Below are 19,462 nucleotides of genomic sequence, written 5' to 3'. Positions count from 1 at the left end.
TATGACTAGTTATGAAAAATCGAAAGCAGCATTTACAGAAGCTGTAGACTTAATGCCAGGTGGAGTAAACTCGCCTGTACGTGCGTTTAAATCAGTAAACTTGGATCCGATTTTTATGGAATCGGGCAAAGGCGCGGTTATTAAAGATATTGATGGTAATGAATATATTGACTATGTATTATCATGGGGTCCGTTAATTTTAGGACATGCACATCCTGAAGTAGTATCTGCTATTCAGGACCAGGCAGCTAAAGGTGCATCGTTTGGTGCCCCAACGCTTTCTGAAAACAAATTGGCAAAGCTTGTAATGGATCGTCTACCTTCTGTGGAAATGATTCGTTTTGTTTCTTCTGGAACTGAAGCAACGATGTCTGCATTACGTTTGGCACGTGGTTATACAGGACGCGATAAAATTTTGAAATTTGAAGGTTCTTACCACGGGCATGGTGATTCCCTTTTAATTAAGGCTGGGTCAGGTGTAGCAACGCTTGGTTTACCGGATTCTCCTGGTGTACCGGCAGATATTGCGAAAAATACTTTAACAGTTGCATACAACGATTTAGAGTCTGCAAAATTAGTATTTGAAAAATTTGGTTCAGAACTGGCAGCTGTTATTTTAGAGCCTGTTGCAGGAAATATGGGGGTTGTACCACCTCAACCAGGTTTCTTGGAAGGTTTGCGTAAGCTTACTGAGGAAAATGGAACACTTTTGATTTTTGATGAAGTAATGACAGGCTTCCGCGTCGATTACGGTTGTGCACAGGAATACTATGGTATAACTCCGGATCTTACATGTTTAGGTAAAGTTATCGGTGGTGGTTTACCAGTAGGTGCGTTTGGTGGTAAACGTGAAATTATGGAGAAAATTGCTCCTGCAGGTCCGATTTATCAAGCGGGGACATTATCAGGCAACCCACTTGCTATGACGGCTGGCTATGAAACACTATCTCGTTTAAATAAAGAGTCGTATAAATATTTCCGTAAGCTAGGTGACCAACTAGAAGAAGGTTTCCGTGCAGCAGCAACGAAATATAATATTCCACATACTGTTAATCGTGCAGGTTCAATGATCGGTTTCTTCTTTACAAATGAAGATGTAATTGATTTTGAAACAGCAAAAAGCTCTGATTTAGAATTATTTGCGGAATACTTTAAATTAATGGCGGAAGAAGGCATTTTCTTACCACCTTCTCAATTTGAAGGATTGTTTATTTCAACAGCGCATACAGAGGAACATATCGCTAAAACAGTGCAAGCATTCCATCATGTATTTGCTAAATTAGCAAGATAATCTTACTTAATAAACTCATAAATCCCCTTTCTATGCATAATGTAAGCGTAGGGAGGGGATTTTTATGCAACAATGGCATATGAATGAAATGTTTACATTTCCGAAGCAATTAGGAAATATTCAACAAAATTCAAAAATAGTAGTTGAACCGAAATGGCATGAAGAATTTAATGAGGATTCTGTAGTGATAAGAGGTATTTATGTAGTAAAAGGAAATATACAATTTGACCATAAAGCGAGAGAGGAGGAAATAGAGGAAGGCATATATATTGAGCATATCGATATAGAAAAGGATTACGGCTATTTTGAATATGCATTGCCTTTTTCGGTTGATTTCCCAAATGATCAGATTGAAAAGGTTTCTCTGCAAATAAATGAAATAAAACTAGAACCAAATAACGGGTACTGTTCATGTAGCTGGCAAGTTAATTGTAATGTGGAAAGAAAAGTACAAGCAATAGAAGAAGTTAAGAAAATTGATGAGGTAAAGGAAGTAAAAGCGGAGAAGGAAGTGGAAGTAATTCAGGAAATTGAAGAAACTGTCGAGCCAATTCAGCATATGGCTACTTCAGACCAACAGGAAGAAGAGGTTGAAAGTCATATTTTATTTCATGAGGAAGTGCAACGACAGGCTCAACATCTTCCAGCAGAAGAGATTGATTTTTTGGAGCAGTTAGCAGATGCATACAGCCGTGTCCAAATTCAATTAAAAAAATAATAAAAGGGATTGGGACATAACCCAAAAGTTCCATTATTCTCAGGGAGAATAATGGAACTTTTTTTGCTGGCATTAAAATTGATTTCCATTCCGGGACGCTTTCCGCGGGCACGGCCTGAGCCTGTAGTCTCTGGCGTCGGTGCTCCTGCGGTTACTCGTCGCAAAATAAATTTTGCTATTCTCGCAGGAGTCGCCCTCCATTCCAATCAATTTTTAAAATATTCCTTACTTAATAAAGGTCTTTTCTTTTATCCAATGAAATTTCTTCTGTCCTAGCCTATTTTGTTTAACAAACCAGACTTAAATAAAATCTGTCAATAATAAGTAGCAAAATAAAATTAGTATGGCTAATAATATGATATCGCCTGTTGTCGGAATGAGTATTGTACGTATTGCCTGGAAAATTGTCAGCGGTAGAATGCAATATCTCATGTAAAATCGGAATTTTCGTAACCATGGAGGTAATAAGAAAGGGTTATAATTTTTTCGCAATTTCCAAACTCCTTTTGCATAGTATATGTTTAGAAATTAAAAAAAGTGTTTTCCGATAATGAATATGATACTTGAAATTTCATAAAAAACAGCTTAGAATTATTTTAACTATATATTTGAAGCGTTGAATAGGAAGAGTATGTATGAACATGATGTGCAGAGAGGAAACAGTAGCTGAAAAGTTTCTACATCATACTTACAGAAGGTAGCCTAGGAGCTGACTTAGTGAAATAGCAGTAGCTGAGTTCCGGTTAGACACCGTTATCGAATGAAGTGCCGATTGGGCATAGTAACGCCGCATTGTATGCGAGCGCTTGACATTTAAATCACAGGGTTTAAAGAAAGCGCTTGTCAGACGAGGAACGTAGCCGAGCGAAGACGCGAATTGAACATAGTGTTCATGAGCGACTGAGAGAGGCAAGTGACAAAGTATGCGAGCGCTTGACTAAACCCTTCGGAATTAAAGGTGGTACCGCGAATTAACTCCCTCGTCCTTTTTTAGGCGAAGGGAGTTTTTTATTTTATTCAACTTGTATTTGAAAAGGAGAGATTCATCATGACGGAAATTACAATGCCAACAAAGTATGATCCAAAGTCAACAGAAGCCGGCCGCTATGAATGGTGGTTAAACGGTAAGTTTTTTGAAGCAGATCCAACGAGCGATAAAGAGCCGTATTCTATCGTTATTCCACCACCGAACGTAACAGGGAAACTACACCTTGGTCATGCTTGGGATACAACATTACAGGATATTTTAATCCGTATGAAACGTATGCAGGGATATGATGCGCTTTGGTTGCCGGGTATGGACCACGCGGGTATTGCGACACAGGCAAAAGTAGAAGAAAAACTACGCGGTGAAGGCATTTCACGATATGATTTAGGCCGTGAGAAATTCTTGGAAAAGACGTGGGAATGGAAGGAAGAATACGCTTCCCATATTCGTGAGCAATGGGCAAAACTTGGTTTAGGTCTTGACTACTCAAAAGAGCGCTTCACATTAGATGAAGGCTTATCAGAAGCAGTTAAAGAAGTATTCGTTAAGCTGTATGAAAAAGGCTATATTTACCGTGGTGAACGTATTATTAACTGGGATCCAGCTGCAAAAACTGCACTTTCTGACATCGAAGTAATTCATAAAGAAGTAGAAGGCGCATTTTACCATATGGAATACCCATTGGCAGATGGCTCTGGAAAATTACGTGTAGCAACTACACGTCCAGAAACAATGCTAGGTGACTCAGGTGTAGCTGTACATCCAAACGATGAACGTTATGCACACTTAGTAGGGAAGACGGTTATCCTTCCAATCGTAGGTCGCGAAATTCCAATCGTTGCGGATGATTACGTAGATATGGAATTTGGAACAGGTGTCGTAAAAATGACGCCAGCACATGACCCGAACGATTTTGAAGTAGGGAATCGCCATAATTTAGAACGTATTTTAGTAATGAACGAAGATGGTACAATGAATGATTTAGCCGGTAAATATGCTGGCATGGATCGTTTCGAGTGCCGTAAGCAGATTGTAGCCGATTTACAAGAGGCAGGCGTATTAATTGAAATTGAACCGCATACACACCAAGTAGGACACTCTGAGCGTACAAATGCAGTAGTAGAGCCATATCTTTCAAAACAATGGTTCGTAAAAATGGCACCACTTGCAGAAGAAGCATTAAAAATGCAGGAGGATGAAAATGAAAAAGTAAACTTCGTGCCAAACCGTTTCGAAAACACATATAACCGTTGGATGGAAAATATCCATGACTGGTGTATTTCCCGTCAATTATGGTGGGGGCACCAAATTCCAGCTTGGTACAATAATGAAACAGGCGAAATTTATGTTGGTAAGGAAGCACCAGCCGACAAAGAAAACTGGACACAGGATGAAGACGTATTGGATACGTGGTTCTCAAGTGCTTTATGGCCGTTTTCTACAATGGATTGGCCAAATGAAGAAGCAGAATTATACAAACGTTACTATCCAACAAACACACTAGTGACTGGTTATGATATCATCTTCTTCTGGGTAAGCCGTATGATTTTCCAAGGTAAAGAATTTACTGGTAAACGCCCATTCCAAGATGTGTTAATTCACGGTTTAGTACGTGATGCAGAAGGTCGCAAAATGTCTAAGTCACTAGGAAATGGTGTTGACCCAATGGATGTAATCGGTCAATATGGCGCGGACTCACTACGTTACTTCTTGGCAACAGGTTCTTCTCCTGGTCAGGATTTACGTTACTCTACAGAAAAAGTAGAATCTACATGGAACTTTGTAAACAAAATTTGGAATGCCTCTCGTTTTGCGTTAATGAACATGGAAGGCTTAACATATGAGCAAATTGATTTAACAGGTGACCTTTCAACAGCGGATAAATGGATTCTTTCACGCTTGAATGAAACAATCGACCGTGTAACAACTTTATCTGATAAATATGAGTTCGGTGAAGTAGGACGTGAGCTATACAACTTCATTTGGGATGATTTCTGTTCATGGTATATCGAAATGGCGAAACTACCATTATACGGTGAAGATGAAGCAGCGAAATTAACAACACGTTCAGTACTTGCCTATGTTTTAGACAATACAATGCGTTTACTGCACCCATTCATGCCATTTGTAACAGAAGAAATTTGGCAGCACTTGCCACATGAAGGGGAGTCTATTACGGTAGCTGCATGGCCGACTGTAAACCCAACATTCAACTTTACGGCAGAAGCAGGCGATATGCAGCTGTTAATGGATATTATCCGTTCAGTACGTAACATTCGTGCAGAAGTAAATACACCGATGAGCAAAAAAGTAGCGATGACGATTTCGGCAAAAGATGCTGGTATTGCAGCAGTTCTTGAAGCGAACAAAGGTTACATCGAAAAATTCTGTAACCCTGATGGCTTAACAATTGGTACAGAGCTTGAAGCACCAGCACAAGCAATGTCGGCAGTTGTATCAGGCGCAGAAATCTTCATGCCGCTTGCAGGTTTAATCAATATTGATGAAGAAATTGCACGTCTTGAAAAAGAGCTTGAAAAGTGGGCAAAAGAAGTGAAATTAGTTTCTGGTAAATTATCTAATGAACGCTTTGTATCAAAGGCACCAGAAGCATTAGTAGCAACTGAACGTGAAAAGTTAGCCGACTATGAAGCGAAATATGCAACGGTTGAAAAACGTATTGCAGAATTAAAAAACATGTAATTTATACGAAAGGGGTGCCGGAATTCGGTGCCTCTTTCTTTTTATTTCGCTATAATATAACTGATTACATATTAGCCTTACTAGGGAGAGAAATTAAATGTTTCAATCGATTGAGCAGTGTACAAATTTTATTTTTCAATTAAAAGCAAGCCAATACAAAGGAGAACCTTTACAGTCAGCCAAAATGATTTTAAATGCACTTGGCAATCCGGAGAAAAAAAATAAATTTATTCATTTTGCAGGTTCGAATGGAAAGGGTTCTACTTTAAATGCGACACGTGAAATTTTAATGGCGCATGGTTTAACGGTAGGTGCTTTTATCTCTCCTCATTTAGAACGAGCAAATGAACGGGTGACTATAAATAAAAACCAAATCTCTGATGAAGATTTTCTAAATATCGCGAATCAGCTGAGTGAAGTAATTAAAGAAAAATTGGACGGTAAGTTTCCGAGCTTCTTTGAGTTTATGACACTCCTTGCCCTGCAATATTTTGCAGAACAACAGGTAGATGTCGTTTTGCTTGAAACAGGAATCGGAGGGCGTTTGGATTCGACTAATGTTGTCCTACCGGAAGTAAGCGTCATTACAACAATTTCATTAGAGCATACAGATATGCTTGGTGAAAGTTATGGGGAAATTGCAGCAGAAAAAGCCGGGATTATAAAAACGATGAAACCTGTAGTTGTAGGAGTAAAAAATAAAGAAGCATTATCGGTGATTAAAGAAGCGGCGATTCAATTACATGCACCAATCTATCTGATAAATGAGCAATTTTATATTGAAAACAATAAAAAATCGAATTTCAACTATGTATCGGATATAAATATTAGCAATATAACAATGGCTATGGTCGGTGAGCATCAAAAGGAAAATGCCGCACTGGCAATTACTGCAGTGAAATTGTTCTTGCCATCTGTTGATGAAAAAAAAGTAAAACAAGCCCTTCAAGATGCGAAATGGGATGGTCGATTTGAAAGGGTGACTGGCAATATCATATTAGACGGTGCACATAATTCTGAAGGCACCATGGCATTAGTCGAAACAATAAAAGAGGTTGCCCCACAACATAAAGTAAAGTTTATTTACGCAGCATTACAAGATAAAGACCATGCTCTCAGTATTGAATTAATGGATAAATTCGCTGCTGAGATGCATTTTACTCAGATAAATTTACCGCGCGCTGCAACAGCGAATCAGCTTTTCGAACAAAGTAACCATGCTAAGAAGTTTATGAATCCGAATTGGCAACAGTTGATTGAAACAGAAAAGGCAAATCTAGCGGAGGATGAACTGCTTGTTATTACGGGCTCTTTATATTTCATCGCTGAAGTACGAAGTCTATTTGTAAAGAAAGGGTGGATTTCATGATTCCGTTATTAAACCTTTATAAAGAGCGGTGGCAAGTGGAAAGTGAACAAATAATTAAGCCAGGGTTAGCGGCAATTGAATCGGCACTTACTTTATTGGGACATCCTGAAAAGCAATTAAATGTCGTACATTTTGCCGGTACGAATGGAAAGGGCTCTACATTGTCGTTTGTAGAAGGAATAGCGCGGGCTCACGGACTGTCGGTAGGAAAGTTTATGTCACCTTGCGTTGTAGATGTGCATGATCAAATACAAATCGATGGGGAGCCTATTTCTACAGATCAAATGGATCGTTTGTTTCAGCACTTGGCTGAGGCGGGGCTAAGCGGGAAATTAACGGATTTTGAATTATTGACGGTCGTGGCTTTTCTTTATTTTGCCGATCAAAAGCCCGATTTAGTTTTAATCGAGGCAGGAATGGGTGGAAGAGAAGACAGCACGAACGTAGTTATACCTATTGTTTCGGTTGTCCCGAGTATTGCATTGGAACATACAAAATTTTTAGGTGATACATTGACGAGTATCGCACGCCATAAAGCAGGGATATTCAAGGATAACTGCCCTGCTGTAATAGGGGAAATGACTAATAATGTAAAGGATATTTTTGTACAGGAAGCCAAAGCAAAAAACGTAGCGTTATATTGTTATGGGCAACATTTTACCGTTACAAAAACAAACGGTTCCGAACTTTACGAAAATACGGTGTACGAAGTGAAATTCGGAAATTTACAGCGTCAGCTTTTAGGAGCACATCAAGGTCAAAATATGTCTTTGGCCATTACTGCCTTTATGGAAGTGGCGAAAAAATTCCAGTTGGAGCTTGATGAGAGTAAAATTCAGTTTGGTATAAAAACTGCTGTTCTTGCAGGTCGCTTTGAACAAGTCCTGCCAAATATTTATTTTGATGGTGCACATAACCCGGCAAGTATTCAATCACTGGTTTCAACAATAAAAGAGCATTTTCCTAAGAAACGAATTGAATTCCTTGTAGGGTTACTTGCGGATAAAGATGTCCAATCAATTTTAAAACTATTAGAGGAAGTCGGAGATGCTTTTTACTTTGCCGATATCCAAAATGAACGGGCGATGAAAGCATCGGTTATTTTTGAACTAAGCCAGGCTAAGAATAAATATATTATTAACGACCCAGTTAAGATTTTAACGGAGCCAGTGAAAGGTGATACGGTTAGAATTGTAACCGGCTCATTATATTTGTTAAGCGAGATTCGACAAAAATGTAAAAATATCATATGATTTTGCTAATAAACTTCGATTTGATCTTATTTCTTTATGGTCGAGTGAAAATAAAGAAGAATATTAGCGAAACATTTTTAGGGGGAGACGACAGCAGTCTCGCCCTTTTTTATGTCTATTTTGCTATGGTTGATTAAAAAGAGATGGAGCTGTAGCAAATATGAAAGCTTTAAAGAATAATGCCATTTTCCAAGCAATGTTCATTGGAAGTCTTACAGGGCTTGCTGGCGTCCTAGTATTTATTTTTATTTTACAATTACCAACAACAGAAAAAGAAGTTGCAGAAACTATTCCGACAGTGCAAACAACAGAGGAACAACAGCAAGTGAAGCAGCAATATTTTGCATTACAACATGGCGTTTTCTCAAATTTTGATAGCGCAGCTCAATTTTTAGGAACTTACCCTACTTTAAATAAAGCGGCTGTAGTGAAAGTGGACGAGCAGTATTTTGTTTGGTCACGTCTTGATACAACGAAGGTCGATGCTGCATTAGCGTTAATACCAAGTGGATTTTATAAAAGTATAACAATTGCAAGCAGTTGTCCTAATAATGCTGAACTCCAGCTTCCAATTACTTTGAAAGATACGAAAATGTTTACAGGTCAACAAACTGATACAATTGATGAACAACTTGTGCCAACGGACTGGATTGGGCTGGCATCGGAAGTTTCAAAGCTTTCAACTAACCCCAATATTATTCGGTTGCATATGTTTTTAAATTATTATGAGCGTCTAGATTGCCTTAAAGTAACATTTTAATATAGAAAAACGCTAGAAATAGTCTATTTTAATGAAAAGTATCCACGGCAGTACAATGTTCAAATTTCCTATTGTCGGTTACTATAGATAATAGGAGGATTGGAAATGAATTTTACTACGAACGAACAACTTATTTTAGCTTCTTCATCACCACGAAGAAAAGAATTGCTCCAAATGATAAATATTCCCTTTACTATTGTCACAAGCGATGTAGTGGAAACAAGTGTCAAAGCAAATACAGTCCAGCAATATGTAACAGAAGTAGCGCTTTTAAAAACACGTGATGTTGCAAAAAAATGCCCGGATAAGTGCATTATTGGAGCGGACACTATTGTCGTGTTTAATGATCAAATATTACACAAACCTACTTCAAAAGAAGAAGCGATTCAACATTTAACGCAGCTGGCGGGCAATCGTCATGAAGTGATGACGGCAGTAGCGATTATTTTAGCGGATGGAACAGAGCATACATTTGTTGAAAGGACTGCAGTTATTTTTAAACAGGTCTCTCCACAAATGATAGAAGCTTATGTGCAGACAGGAGATCCATTTGACAAAGCAGGGGGATATGGGATTCAAACGAGTGGCGCCATGCTCGTGGATCGCATAGAGGGAGATTATAACAATGTCGTCGGATTACCGATTGCATCGTTAGTTCAAAAAATGCTTACATTGCAACTACTAAAACTAACCTTTTAGGAGTGATGTCAATGACTGGAACACCATTGTTGAATTTAAAAATCCATGATGTGCTTGAAGTAGACCGTCCGCGTGAGCGCCTTATACGTCAAGGTGCAAAAAGTCTGTCGAACCAAGAGCTTATTGCAATTCTTTTAGGAACAGGTACAAAGAAAGAGTCGGTACTAACAGTCGCCAATCGGGTATTGATAAACTTTGAGAAATTGCATAATTTAAAACATGCAACACTTGAGGAAATTATGGATATTAAAGGAATTGGCGAAGCGAAGGCAGTATTATTATTAGCCGCGATTGAACTAGGGAGAAGGCTTGCAACAAAAGATTTAGAGGAACGTTTTACTATACGCTCTCCTGAAGATGCTGCTACCTTTTTAATGCAAGATATGACATCATTGCAGCAGGAGCATTTTGTGTGCCTATTTTTAAACGTTAAAAATCAAGTGCTCCATAAACAAACAATTTTTGTTGGAAGTTTAAATGCAAGCATTGTTCACCCTAGGGAGATTTTCCGTGAAGCCGTTAAACGTTCAGCAGCATCAATCATCTGTGCTCATAACCATCCTAGCGGGGTACCTACACCTAGTCCGGAAGATGTAGATGTTACATCACGACTGTATGAGGCAGGTAAAATTGTCGGCGTTGATTTGCTTGATCATGTCATAATCGGTGATCATCAGTTCATAAGCATGAAGGAAAAAGGATACTTTTGATAGGGAAGACAAACGTAAGTGCACGTTTGTCTTTTTAATATGAGAATGATGAGAAAGAAATATAGGGAATGTTACATTACAATAACAATTATTATATATTTTAATGATTCATCGACATATTTCGCCTATGCAACTTTTATTTGTTATATTCGTCATATGGATGTGGTGATTTTGTTAAATCTTACATATTAATTTTATTTGTTTCAAAGCGAAAATAGAAATACAATAGTAAGGTAGTGTTATAGAAAAAAACATTCGACAAAAGTCGAGATTAGGAGCATATGACACTATAATTATTTGATGTAATTCGTTATAATAGAGCGTATGATTTTAGTAACATCATAAATAGAAATTGTTTTATAAGAAAGGGAGTACTTAATTTGTTTGGATTAGGGAATAAAGATGTCGGGATTGATCTTGGCACAGCTAATACATTAGTATTTGTAAAGGGAAAAGGTATCGTATTACGAGAACCATCAGTAGTAGCGAAGAATACAAAAACAGGTGACATTGTTGCTGTTGGTAATGATGCAAAAAATATGATCGGACGTACACCAGGTTCTATCGTGGCAATTCGCCCAATGAAAGATGGCGTTATTGCTGACTTTGAAATTACAACTGCAATGATTCAATATTATTTAAGAGAAGCAATGAAAGCATCAGGCTCTAACTGGAAAAAGCCAAATGTGATGATCTGTGTTCCTTATGGTATTACATCTGTTGAACAACGTGCTGTTATTGATGCAAGCCGTCAAGCTGGCGCAAAAGAGGCATTTACTATAGAAGAACCTTTTGCAGCTGCAATCGGTGCTAACTTACCGGTTTGGGAGCCAACAGGTTCTATGGTCGTAGATATCGGCGGTGGTACAACAGAAGTGGCTGTTATTTCTCTAGGTGGTATTGTAACTAGTGAATCGGTACGTGTCGGTGGTGACGCGATGGATCACTCAATTATTGCCTACATCCGCAAGACATATAATTTAACAATCGGTGAGCGTACAGCGGAGAGCATTAAAATGGAAATTGGTACAGCACTTGCTGAAGGTCCTGACGAAGTGATGGAAATTCGTGGTCGCGACTTATTAACAGGTCTGCCTAAAACGATTGAAATTACTTCAAGTGAGATTTCAAAATCTTTACATGAAGCAATCGTTGTAATTCTGGATGGCGTGAAGAAAACTTTGGAACAAACTCCTCCTGAATTATCTGCAGATGTTATGGAGCGCGGAATCGTACTAACAGGCGGTGGCGCACTATTACGCAATCTTGATAAAGTAATTAGTGACGAGACAAAAATGCCTGTATTTATCGCTGAAAATCCTCTGGACTGTGTAGCAATTGGAACAGGTAAAGCGTTGGATAATATTGATTTAATTCGTTCGCAACAAGTGAAATAAGGAGGACTCGCAGTGCCACATTTCTCAAATAAAAAATTAATTATTCTTTTAGTAAGTGTTATTTTTCTTGTGGCATTGATTGGGTTCTCTCTACGTGATCGTCATAACGCAACATTACCCGAGCAAATTATTAAAGATACAGTTGGCTTTGCACAATCGATTGTCGCAAAGCCGACTAATTACATAACAAGTATTTTTAGCAATATTGATTCGCTGTTAAATACGTATGAAGAAAATCAGCGCCTAAAAATGCGCCTTGAAGATTTTGCCGTTTTGCAGGCAGAAGTAAGTACTTTAAAAGCCGAAAATTCTTCATTGCGTGAACTCGCATCAATCGAGGAAAGTTTGCGTGATTTCGATCCGATTCAAGCGACGGTCATTGCGAGAAACCCTGATCAGTGGGAAGAGAAAATTATATTAAATAAGGGTACAGCACATGGTGTTGAAAAAAATATGGCGGTTAGAACTTCTCGTGGTCTAATAGGTAAAATTGTAATTGCTACACCTTATACGTCAGAAGTAGAGCTACTTTATACAAACAATGAAAATTATCGTGTATCTGCTATTGTAGTAGATGAAGACAATAAAGAAATTCATGGTTTAATAGAAGGGTATGACGATGAACGTAACGAATTACTATTAAAACGAATCGATTCCAATATAGATCTTGATGTCGGCGGTAAAGTATTGTCTTCTGGTCTAGGCGGGATTTTCCCGAAAGGTATTTTGATCGGTGAAATTACAGAAGTGACGACAGATGACTTTGGCTTGACGAAAATGGCCTATGTAAAACCGGCAGCGGACTTTTCAATATTAGATCATGTTATTATTGCCAAACGTAACACAATTTCGATAGACGGTTCAGATGGGTCTGGTACAAATGAAGATTTAACGAATGAACCGGTTGTGGAAGTTGAGGGGGATGAATAATGCTCGCTCGGTTTTTAATAGTGTTTGTAGGGATTTTGCTGTTTTTATTTGAATCTGGGTTAGCTATGTTTTCCCCCTTGCAGCTAGGTGAGGAAACTTACTATTTAATTCCGCGTTTTTTAATTTTATATTTAATCTTTTTAGCCATTTATTATAGTCGTAAAAAAGCCATGATTTATGGTCTTATTTTTGGATTATGTTTTGATGTATTCTATATTAATATTATTGGTTTGTACATGGTGTTATATCCGGCGGTTTGCTATATTGCAGCATGGTGTGTGAAGCGTGTCCATCCCCATTTAGTATTTTCAATGTTTTTGGCTTTATTATTAATGGTTATTTTTGAATTTGTAATATATGAATTTTTCTATATTATACAGTTTACAACAATGGCAGTTCAGCCGTTTATCGTAAATCGATTAGTTCCTACAACAATAGGGAATCTATTATTTTTAATAATGCTTGCATGGGCGTTTAAATATTGTATTAGCGCTCGAGTATTTCAACGTGCACAATAAGCATTGTAAAACAAGTGATGAAGAGACAACTCGAACATTGGATTCGGTTGTTTCTTTTCACCATTATGTAGCGCGAGGTGACTTGAAAAGCTATGAAAAAACAATTTATCCATATTAAAGGAACTAAAGATGGATTGGTCCTTCGTTTGGATGATCAATGTTCTTATTCCGAATTAGTGGAAGAACTTGAGAAAAAAGTTACAGAAGGACATCTTGATGGTAAAATAGATGTACAATTGCACTTAGGAAAACGTTACTGTACACCCGAGCAAAAAGACCAGCTTACAAAAGTTGTTGAAGAGCATCAAAAGTTATGTGTAAAAAACATTCAAAGTGATGTCATTACGATGGAAGAAAGTTTCAAACAGTTTGAAACAAATCGCTTTGAAACATACGTAGGAATTGTTCGGTCTGGACAAACACTACGCGTAACGGGAGATATTCTTGTTTTGGGCGATGTAAATCCGAATGGAAGAATTGAAGCAGGCGGTAATGTACATATTGCGGGTAAGCTAAAAGGAATAGTGCACGCTGGTGTAAATGGAAATGATGAAGCGATTGTTTACGCCTCTCATTTTGAACCTACACATGTATTAATTGGTAATCATGTTGAGGTCATGACAAATGAATCGCAATTTATATTAGACCATACTCATCAAATATTTGCATATCTTGGAGAAAATGACATAATTGCATATGATAGAATCCAAGAGTTAAGAAATATACGACCGAATTTATCAACATATAAAGGAGGAAGCTAAATGAGTGAAGACGAATTATTATTCTCTAAGAATATTGATGATGCAATTACTCAAGATGCTACCTTATATAAGGAAGGGGCCGCTAATGTGGGAGAAGCAATCGTTATAACTTCAGGGAAAGGTGGCGTAGGTAAAACGACTACTACGGCAAACCTAGGAACTGCATTGGCACTTCAAGGCAAGAAAGTTTGTTTAGTGGATACGGATATAGGTTTACGTAACTTAGATGTGATTTTAGGACTGGAAAATCGTATTATCTATGATTTAGTTGATGTAATCGAGGGCCGTTGTAAAATGCATCAGGCGTTAGTAAAAGATAAGCGAGTAGATGAACGTTTATACTTATTGCCTGCTGCTCAAAATACAGATAAAAATGCGATAAACCCGGAACAAATGAAGATCGTAATAGATGAGCTGAAGCGGGAATTTGATTATGTGTTAATTGATTGTCCTGCAGGTATTGAACAAGGCTACCGCAATGCTGTTGCTGGAGCGGATCGCGCTATCGTCGTGACAACACCTGAAATTTCAGCAGTGCGGGATGCGGATCGTATTATCGGTTTGCTTGAGCAGGAGCCAATTGAACCACCTAAGCTTATTATTAACCGTATACGTAAAAGCTTAATGACGAACGGAGATGCGATGGATATTACGGAAGTTACAACGCATTTATCGATTGATTTATTGGGAATCATTGTCGATAGTGAAGATGTGATTAGCTCTTCAAACAAGGGTGAGCCAATTGTAATGAATCCGAATAATAAAGCATCATTAGGCTATCGCAATATTGCCCGACGTATTTTAGGGGACTCTGTACCATTAATGAGTCTGGAAGATGACCAGCCAAAAGGTGTATTTGCTAAATTGAAATCATTATTCAAATAAAGTGTAAGCTGTATGGAATGTATCGAACTATTCCATACAGCTTTTTCTATTAAGAGCTTTCTTGAATTGAAATGTCATTCATGACATATAATAGTTCAAAAAGATTGGATGGTGAGCTTGAAAAAATGGCAATGGCTCATCGCGAGCGTCGTCTTTGTGATTATTTATGGCTGTAATTATTATGGGGATATATCTACAAAACGTGTTATTCATTCCATCGTATATAGCTCGGATGACTTAGTCATGATGAGAAAGGCAGTAGTGAATATACTGTCAAAGGATGAAACACAAATCCCTGTAAGTGCAGATATATCAATTAATCAATTACAACTTTTCCAGACGATTGATCGCTTTAACGATGGTTTTTTACTCGCTTATGATGAACCTTTTGTATTAAATGCCTTGTTTGATGGTCTAATTGTTTTTACTGGCCATACAAAATATAATGGGAAAGCAATTTCAATTGTATATGATACAGGGGACACAGTAACATTTGGCTTTGTCGATGATTTTTATGTATTACCCTACACAACTGTAAGTAAAGGGATGGTTGTTGCAACTAAAAAAGCCGGAAAACTGTATGTGCAAATTGAGAGAAATGGGCAAGTTTTGAATATGGAAGAAACGATTAGCTGGCTAAAGGAAAAGTCCATCTAAATGAAAATTTCGATTCACCCATTATTTTTGTTACTGCTCTTATCAATTGTTTTGTATGGGGATATTGCGTTTTATACTGTTATTATTGTCTCGTTATTATTTCATGAATTAGGTCATTTTATCGCAGCGAAATTAGTCGGAGCGCACATTACACAATGTAAAATTGTTCCGTACGGCGGAGAAATGACGATAAAGGATGAGATGCGTTTATCCTACAATCAGCTCATTATTATTGCATTAGGGGGACCACTTGCAACGTGCATTGGAATCTTCGTCAGTGTTTTTTTGCCTCCTATGCTCAGTGAGAGGTTAATAGAAGTTCAACTATTTATTCTAGCTATTAACCTCATTCCAATCTGGCCTCTTGATGGTGGTAGAATATTTTGCTATAGCTTATTAAAATGGCGGCCGTTTTCTAAAATTTTCGAATTTTATTTAACGGCTTCTTTTTATTTACTTACGGTAATAATTATCGTACTATTATATTTATTGCCGCAATCATTGTCATTAACAATCATTGGTCTCTTTTTATGGACCAAAGTAATAGGCGATTGGAAATTTCGAAAATACCGTTCTGCATTTGAAAAAATAGTAATGAATAGGTTGACTTGATATTTTAGATGTGGTAGTATTTGAATGTTATTGTTTGTAGCACCCGTGCTACTGCAACCGCGCTGAACAGGTTTAAGTACTTTTATGGTCACCTGCAATTCCGGGCGAGTCTGAGTCTAAGAGGAGGTGCATTTTAATGTACGCAATTATCGAAACTGGTGGTAAACAAATCAAAGTTGAAGCAGGTCAAGAAATCTATGTTGAAAAACTAGGTGTGGCTGCTGACGAAATCGTTACTTTTGACAAAGTTTTATTCGTAGGTGGAGAAACAGTTAAAGTTGGAGCTCCAACAGTTGCTGGCGCTACTGTAACAGCGAAAGTTGTTAAAGAAGGTAAGCAAAAGAAAATTACTGTTTTCAAACTTAAAGCGAAAAAGAACTACCGTCGTAAGCAAGGTCACCGTCAACCATACACTAAATTAGTAGTTGAAGCTATCAACGCTTAATAAGTAGGTGATGGACATGATTACAGTAACTATTTATAGTGATGAAAATCGTAAATCTTATGGATTTGAAATTTCAGGACATGCTTTATCGGATATCTATGGTCGTGATTTAGTTTGTGCAGGTGCTTCTGCTGTTGCCTTTGGTGCAGTAAACGCAATCCCACAAATTACAGGAATTACTCCTGAGATCGAACAAGGTGCTGAAGGTGGTTACTTAAAAGTAACTGTTCCACAAGCTGAACTGAATGATGAAACAGACGCTAAATTACAAGTTATTCTGAACACAATGGTTACACAGTTCTATACAATGACTGCGAGCTATTCAGAATACATCGAATTGAAATATAAAATGATCTAGGAGGTGGAACAGGATGTTATTATTAACTTTAGATCTTCAATTCTTCGCATCTAAAAAAGGTGTAGGTTCTACTAAAAACGGACGTGACTCTGAGTCTAAACGCCTTGGTGCTAAACGCGCTGATGGTCAATTCGTTACTGGTGGTTCAATTCTTTACCGTCAACGCGGTACAAAAATTTACCCAGGTACAAACGTAGGCCGCGGTGGTGACGATACATTATTCGCAAAAGTTGACGGCGTTGTTAAATTTGAACGCTATGGTCGCGACAAGAAAAAAGTATCTGTATACCCTACAGCTCAAGAAGCATAATTCTTGCAATGAAAGGACTGCATTTATTGCAGTCCTTTTTTTCACTTTTTCACCTTTTTTAACAGGTGTCATGGTTCAGGAGAAAAAGGCTAACTGATTCGCTATACGTCATATAGCTAAATCCGATGGCAATTATGCTAAGTATAATTGATATGAATGGTTGAAATTTTCTTAAGTATCGATTATGTCATTCTTTTGAGGAACAGATGAATAGAAGGAAAATAGATGTGAAACTTGTTATACTAGTAACGATACTGGAAAACGGAGAGTGGAAAAATGGCTGGTTCAAAATTAACTGTAACTGAAGCGTTACGCTATGCAAATCATGACTTTTTAAATCATCTTCATTTGATTCAAATGAATTTAGATTTAGGTCGAGTGGACGATGCAAAAAAAGTGATTTTTGAACAGTCAGAGCATTGTAAGATGCTTTCGAACATCAATCGACTTCAATTACCTAATACGATGGAATGGCTTCATACAGTACAATGGCGTTTCCCAGCTATACAGCTTCAAATGGATAGCGATGTAAATGCCCCAGTTGAAAGCAAGTACGATGAAGCTATTACTCAATACTTGGAAAACACAATTATTCATGTTTATGACACGCTTGATCCATATGAAGAGCACAAATTGCAGTTAAGTATCGAAACAAAAGAAAATAAGTGGAATATTTCATTTCATTTAACGGGAAAATGGGAACAGTCGCTATTTTCAATAGAACAGAATATTTTTGGTGTGGACACATATGAACAAACGAATACAAGTTGGAAATATGTCCTTCACATGCATGAGGAGTGAAAGAAATGTTTGTCGATCACGTAAAGATTTACGTTAAAGGTGGAGACGGTGGAGATGGAATGGTTGCCTTCCGCCGTGAAAAATATGTACCAAATGGTGGTCCAGCAGGTGGCGATGGTGCCCGTGGTGGTAACGTTGTTTTTGAAGTAGAAGAAGGTTTACGTACGTTAATGGACTTCCGCTACAAACGCCACTTCAAAGCTGAACGTGGAGAGCATGGGATGAGTAAAGGGATGCACGGTCGTCGTGCTGAAGATTTAATCGTTAAAGTGCCACCAGGAACAGTTGTAATGAATGCTGAAACAAAAACAGTCATTGCCGATTTAGTTGAACATGGTCAACAGGCTATTATCGCTAAAGCAGGACGTGGCGGACGTGGTAACTGCCGTTTTGCTACACCATCAAATCCAGCACCGGAATTAGCCGAAAAAGGTGAACCAGGTCAGGAATTAGAAGTTATTCTAGAATTAAAAGTATTGGCTGATGTTGGTTTAGTTGGTTTCCCTTCTGTAGGAAAATCTACATTATTATCTGTTGTTTCTTCAGCAAAACCTAAAATTGGTGCTTACCATTTTACAACGATTGTACCGAACTTAGGAATGGTAGAAACAGATGACGGTCGTTCATTCGCAATGGCCGATTTACCAGGTTTAATTGAAGGCGCGCACCAAGGCGTGGGCTTAGGGATGCAATTTTTACGTCATATCGAACGTACACGAGTAATTGTACACGTAATCGATATGTCTGGGATGGAAGGCCGCGAGCCATATGACGATTATGTAACGATTAACAACGAGTTAGAACAATATAATCTACGTTTACTTGAACGTCCACAAATTATCGTTGCCAATAAAATGGACATGCCAAATGCGGAAGAAAACTTGGAAGAGTTTAAAAAGAAAGTAGGAGAAGACGTAAAAATCTTCCCAATTTCAGCAGTTTCTCGTCAAGGTTTAAAGCCATTACTATTTGAAATTGCCGATCTTCTAGAAGTAACACCAGAATTCTTATTGCATGATGTATTGGACGAAGAGTCGGATGCGGTAGTAATGTACAAACATGAAAGCCAAGGCAGCGAATTCGAAATTACACGTGATGATGATGGTGCATATGTACTTTCAGGTTACACAATTGAACGTTTATTCAAAATGACTGACTTCAGTCGTGAAGACGGTATTCGACGTTTTGCCCGCCAACTACGTGCGATGGGTGTCGATGAGCAATTACGTAAACGTGGTGCCCAAAATGGTGACACAGTACGTCTAATGGAATTCGAATTTGACTTTGTCGATTAATT

Annotated in this window: 20 protein-coding genes and 2 other annotated features; all 20 genes read left to right on the top strand. The window is 38.0% G+C overall.

Annotation, left to right across the window (positions count from 1 at the left end; genetic code table 11):
• Position 1 precedes the first annotated feature (1 nt).
• The 20 genes from hemL to obgE all read left to right on the top strand — a co-directional run bounded on the left by hemL (position 2) and on the right by obgE (position 19,460).
• Positions 2 to 1,291, top strand: coding sequence for a glutamate-1-semialdehyde 2,1-aminomutase (gene hemL / locus H9635_RS11200; protein ID WP_191700366.1), 1,290 nt, complete (start codon positions 2 to 4; stop codon positions 1,289 to 1,291).
• Between the two features lie 64 nt (positions 1,292 to 1,355).
• Positions 1,356 to 2,009: an alanine racemase gene (locus H9635_RS11195; protein ID WP_191700365.1), complete on the top strand. Its 654-nt coding sequence runs from the start codon at positions 1,356 to 1,358 to the stop codon at positions 2,007 to 2,009.
• Positions 2,010 to 2,616: 607 nt separating this feature from the next.
• Positions 2,617 to 3,000, top strand: a binding site (T-box leader).
• Positions 3,001 to 3,057: 57 nt separating this feature from the next.
• Positions 3,058 to 5,700: a valine--tRNA ligase gene (locus H9635_RS11190; RefSeq protein ID WP_191700364.1), complete on the top strand. Its 2,643-nt coding sequence runs from the start codon at positions 3,058 to 3,060 to the stop codon at positions 5,698 to 5,700.
• A 97-nt stretch (positions 5,701 to 5,797) separates the two neighbouring features.
• Positions 5,798 to 7,069, top strand: a complete 1,272-nt coding sequence (locus H9635_RS11185) for a bifunctional folylpolyglutamate synthase/dihydrofolate synthase (RefSeq protein ID WP_191700363.1) — start codon at positions 5,798 to 5,800, stop codon at positions 7,067 to 7,069.
• The gene (locus tag H9635_RS11180) at positions 7,066 to 8,322 is read left to right on the top strand and encodes a bifunctional folylpolyglutamate synthase/dihydrofolate synthase (protein ID WP_191700362.1); all 1,257 of its coding nucleotides are present in this window, start codon (positions 7,066 to 7,068) and stop codon (positions 8,320 to 8,322) included. The genes H9635_RS11185 and H9635_RS11180 overlap by 4 nt, the downstream gene beginning before the upstream one ends.
• Positions 8,323 to 8,482: 160 nt before the next feature.
• Entirely contained in the window at positions 8,483 to 9,082 is a 600-nt protein-coding gene (locus H9635_RS11175; RefSeq protein ID WP_191700361.1) for a translation initiation factor 2, read from the top strand.
• 105 nt (positions 9,083 to 9,187) lie between these two features.
• The gene (locus tag H9635_RS11170; RefSeq protein WP_191700360.1) at positions 9,188 to 9,781 is read left to right on the top strand and encodes a Maf family protein; all 594 of its coding nucleotides are present in this window, start codon (positions 9,188 to 9,190) and stop codon (positions 9,779 to 9,781) included.
• Between the two features lie 11 nt (positions 9,782 to 9,792).
• Positions 9,793 to 10,491, top strand: a complete 699-nt coding sequence (gene radC, locus H9635_RS11165; protein ID WP_318245204.1) for a RadC family protein — start codon at positions 9,793 to 9,795, stop codon at positions 10,489 to 10,491.
• A 380-nt stretch (positions 10,492 to 10,871) separates the two neighbouring features.
• Positions 10,872 to 11,888 carry a rod shape-determining protein gene (locus tag H9635_RS11160; protein WP_191700359.1) on the top strand — a complete coding sequence of 339 codons (1,017 nt, stop codon included), beginning with the start codon at positions 10,872 to 10,874 and terminating at the stop codon, positions 11,886 to 11,888.
• Between the two features lie 12 nt (positions 11,889 to 11,900).
• On the top strand, positions 11,901 to 12,818 hold the full coding sequence (mreC, locus tag H9635_RS11155) for a rod shape-determining protein MreC (RefSeq protein WP_191700358.1): 918 nt from the start codon (positions 11,901 to 11,903) through the stop codon (positions 12,816 to 12,818).
• Positions 12,818 to 13,336: a rod shape-determining protein MreD gene (gene mreD, locus H9635_RS11150; RefSeq protein WP_191700357.1), complete on the top strand. Its 519-nt coding sequence runs from the start codon at positions 12,818 to 12,820 to the stop codon at positions 13,334 to 13,336. The genes mreC and mreD overlap by 1 nt, the downstream gene beginning before the upstream one ends.
• Before the next feature lie 92 nt (positions 13,337 to 13,428).
• Complete coding sequence (locus tag H9635_RS11145) at positions 13,429 to 14,097, top strand: septum site-determining protein MinC (RefSeq protein WP_191700356.1); 669 nt, start codon at positions 13,429 to 13,431, stop codon at positions 14,095 to 14,097.
• A gap of 87 nt (positions 14,098 to 14,184) precedes the next feature.
• Positions 14,185 to 14,982, top strand: a complete 798-nt coding sequence (minD, locus tag H9635_RS11140; RefSeq protein WP_191700463.1) for a septum site-determining protein MinD — start codon at positions 14,185 to 14,187, stop codon at positions 14,980 to 14,982.
• Between the two features lie 117 nt (positions 14,983 to 15,099).
• Positions 15,100 to 15,639, top strand: coding sequence for a hypothetical protein (locus H9635_RS11135; protein WP_191700355.1), 540 nt, complete (start codon positions 15,100 to 15,102; stop codon positions 15,637 to 15,639).
• On the top strand, positions 15,640 to 16,251 hold the full coding sequence (locus H9635_RS11130) for a site-2 protease family protein (protein WP_191700354.1): 612 nt from the start codon (positions 15,640 to 15,642) through the stop codon (positions 16,249 to 16,251).
• 45 nt (positions 16,252 to 16,296) lie between these two features.
• Positions 16,297 to 16,373, top strand: a sequence feature (ribosomal protein L21 leader region).
• 14 nt (positions 16,374 to 16,387) lie between these two features.
• Entirely contained in the window at positions 16,388 to 16,696 is a 309-nt protein-coding gene (gene rplU / locus H9635_RS11125) for a 50S ribosomal protein L21 (protein ID WP_008405205.1), read from the top strand.
• A gap of 16 nt (positions 16,697 to 16,712) precedes the next feature.
• A complete protein-coding gene (locus H9635_RS11120) occupies positions 16,713 to 17,054 on the top strand; it encodes a ribosomal-processing cysteine protease Prp (RefSeq protein WP_008405207.1) in 342 nt (113 codons plus the stop codon).
• A 13-nt stretch (positions 17,055 to 17,067) separates the two neighbouring features.
• Positions 17,068 to 17,364: a 50S ribosomal protein L27 gene (gene rpmA / locus H9635_RS11115; protein WP_008405208.1), complete on the top strand. Its 297-nt coding sequence runs from the start codon at positions 17,068 to 17,070 to the stop codon at positions 17,362 to 17,364.
• 276 nt (positions 17,365 to 17,640) lie between these two features.
• Positions 17,641 to 18,165: a Spo0B domain-containing protein gene (locus H9635_RS11110; protein ID WP_191700353.1), complete on the top strand. Its 525-nt coding sequence runs from the start codon at positions 17,641 to 17,643 to the stop codon at positions 18,163 to 18,165.
• 5 nt (positions 18,166 to 18,170) lie between these two features.
• Positions 18,171 to 19,460 (top strand): GTPase ObgE, encoded by a 1,290-nt coding sequence (gene obgE, locus H9635_RS11105; RefSeq protein ID WP_191700352.1) that lies wholly within the window; start codon positions 18,171 to 18,173, stop codon positions 19,458 to 19,460.
• The last annotated feature ends 2 nt before the right edge of the window (positions 19,461 to 19,462 follow it).

This window comes from Solibacillus faecavium, from assembly GCF_014836905.1.
Lineage (GTDB): Bacteria > Bacillota > Bacilli > Bacillales_A > Planococcaceae > Solibacillus > Solibacillus faecavium.
Note: the sequence above shows the minus strand (reverse complement) of the source record. Positions and strands in the feature narration are given on the sequence as shown.

Bases quoted from the DNA above. Each gene is read 5' to 3' on its own strand.
- hemL (WP_191700366.1), top strand. From the start codon at position 2: ATGACTAGTTATGAAAAATCGAAAGCAGCATTTACAGAAGCTGTAGAC.
- H9635_RS11195 (WP_191700365.1), top strand. From the start codon at position 1,356: ATGCAACAATGGCATATGAATGAAATGTTTACATTTCCGAAGCAATTA.
- H9635_RS11190 (WP_191700364.1), top strand. From the start codon at position 3,058: ATGACGGAAATTACAATGCCAACAAAGTATGATCCAAAGTCAACAGAA.
- H9635_RS11185 (WP_191700363.1), top strand. From the start codon at position 5,798: ATGTTTCAATCGATTGAGCAGTGTACAAATTTTATTTTTCAATTAAAA.
- H9635_RS11180 (WP_191700362.1), top strand. From the start codon at position 7,066: ATGATTCCGTTATTAAACCTTTATAAAGAGCGGTGGCAAGTGGAAAGT.
- H9635_RS11175 (WP_191700361.1), top strand. From the start codon at position 8,483: ATGAAAGCTTTAAAGAATAATGCCATTTTCCAAGCAATGTTCATTGGA.
- H9635_RS11170 (WP_191700360.1), top strand. From the start codon at position 9,188: ATGAATTTTACTACGAACGAACAACTTATTTTAGCTTCTTCATCACCA.
- radC (WP_318245204.1), top strand. From the start codon at position 9,793: ATGACTGGAACACCATTGTTGAATTTAAAAATCCATGATGTGCTTGAA.
- mreD (WP_191700357.1), top strand. From the start codon at position 12,818: ATGCTCGCTCGGTTTTTAATAGTGTTTGTAGGGATTTTGCTGTTTTTA.
- H9635_RS11145 (WP_191700356.1), top strand. From the start codon at position 13,429: ATGAAAAAACAATTTATCCATATTAAAGGAACTAAAGATGGATTGGTC.
- H9635_RS11130 (WP_191700354.1), top strand. From the start codon at position 15,640: ATGAAAATTTCGATTCACCCATTATTTTTGTTACTGCTCTTATCAATT.
- rplU (WP_008405205.1), top strand. From the start codon at position 16,388: ATGTACGCAATTATCGAAACTGGTGGTAAACAAATCAAAGTTGAAGCA.
- H9635_RS11120 (WP_008405207.1), top strand. From the start codon at position 16,713: ATGATTACAGTAACTATTTATAGTGATGAAAATCGTAAATCTTATGGA.
- rpmA (WP_008405208.1), top strand. From the start codon at position 17,068: ATGTTATTATTAACTTTAGATCTTCAATTCTTCGCATCTAAAAAAGGT.
- H9635_RS11110 (WP_191700353.1), top strand. From the start codon at position 17,641: ATGGCTGGTTCAAAATTAACTGTAACTGAAGCGTTACGCTATGCAAAT.
- obgE (WP_191700352.1), top strand. From the start codon at position 18,171: ATGTTTGTCGATCACGTAAAGATTTACGTTAAAGGTGGAGACGGTGGA.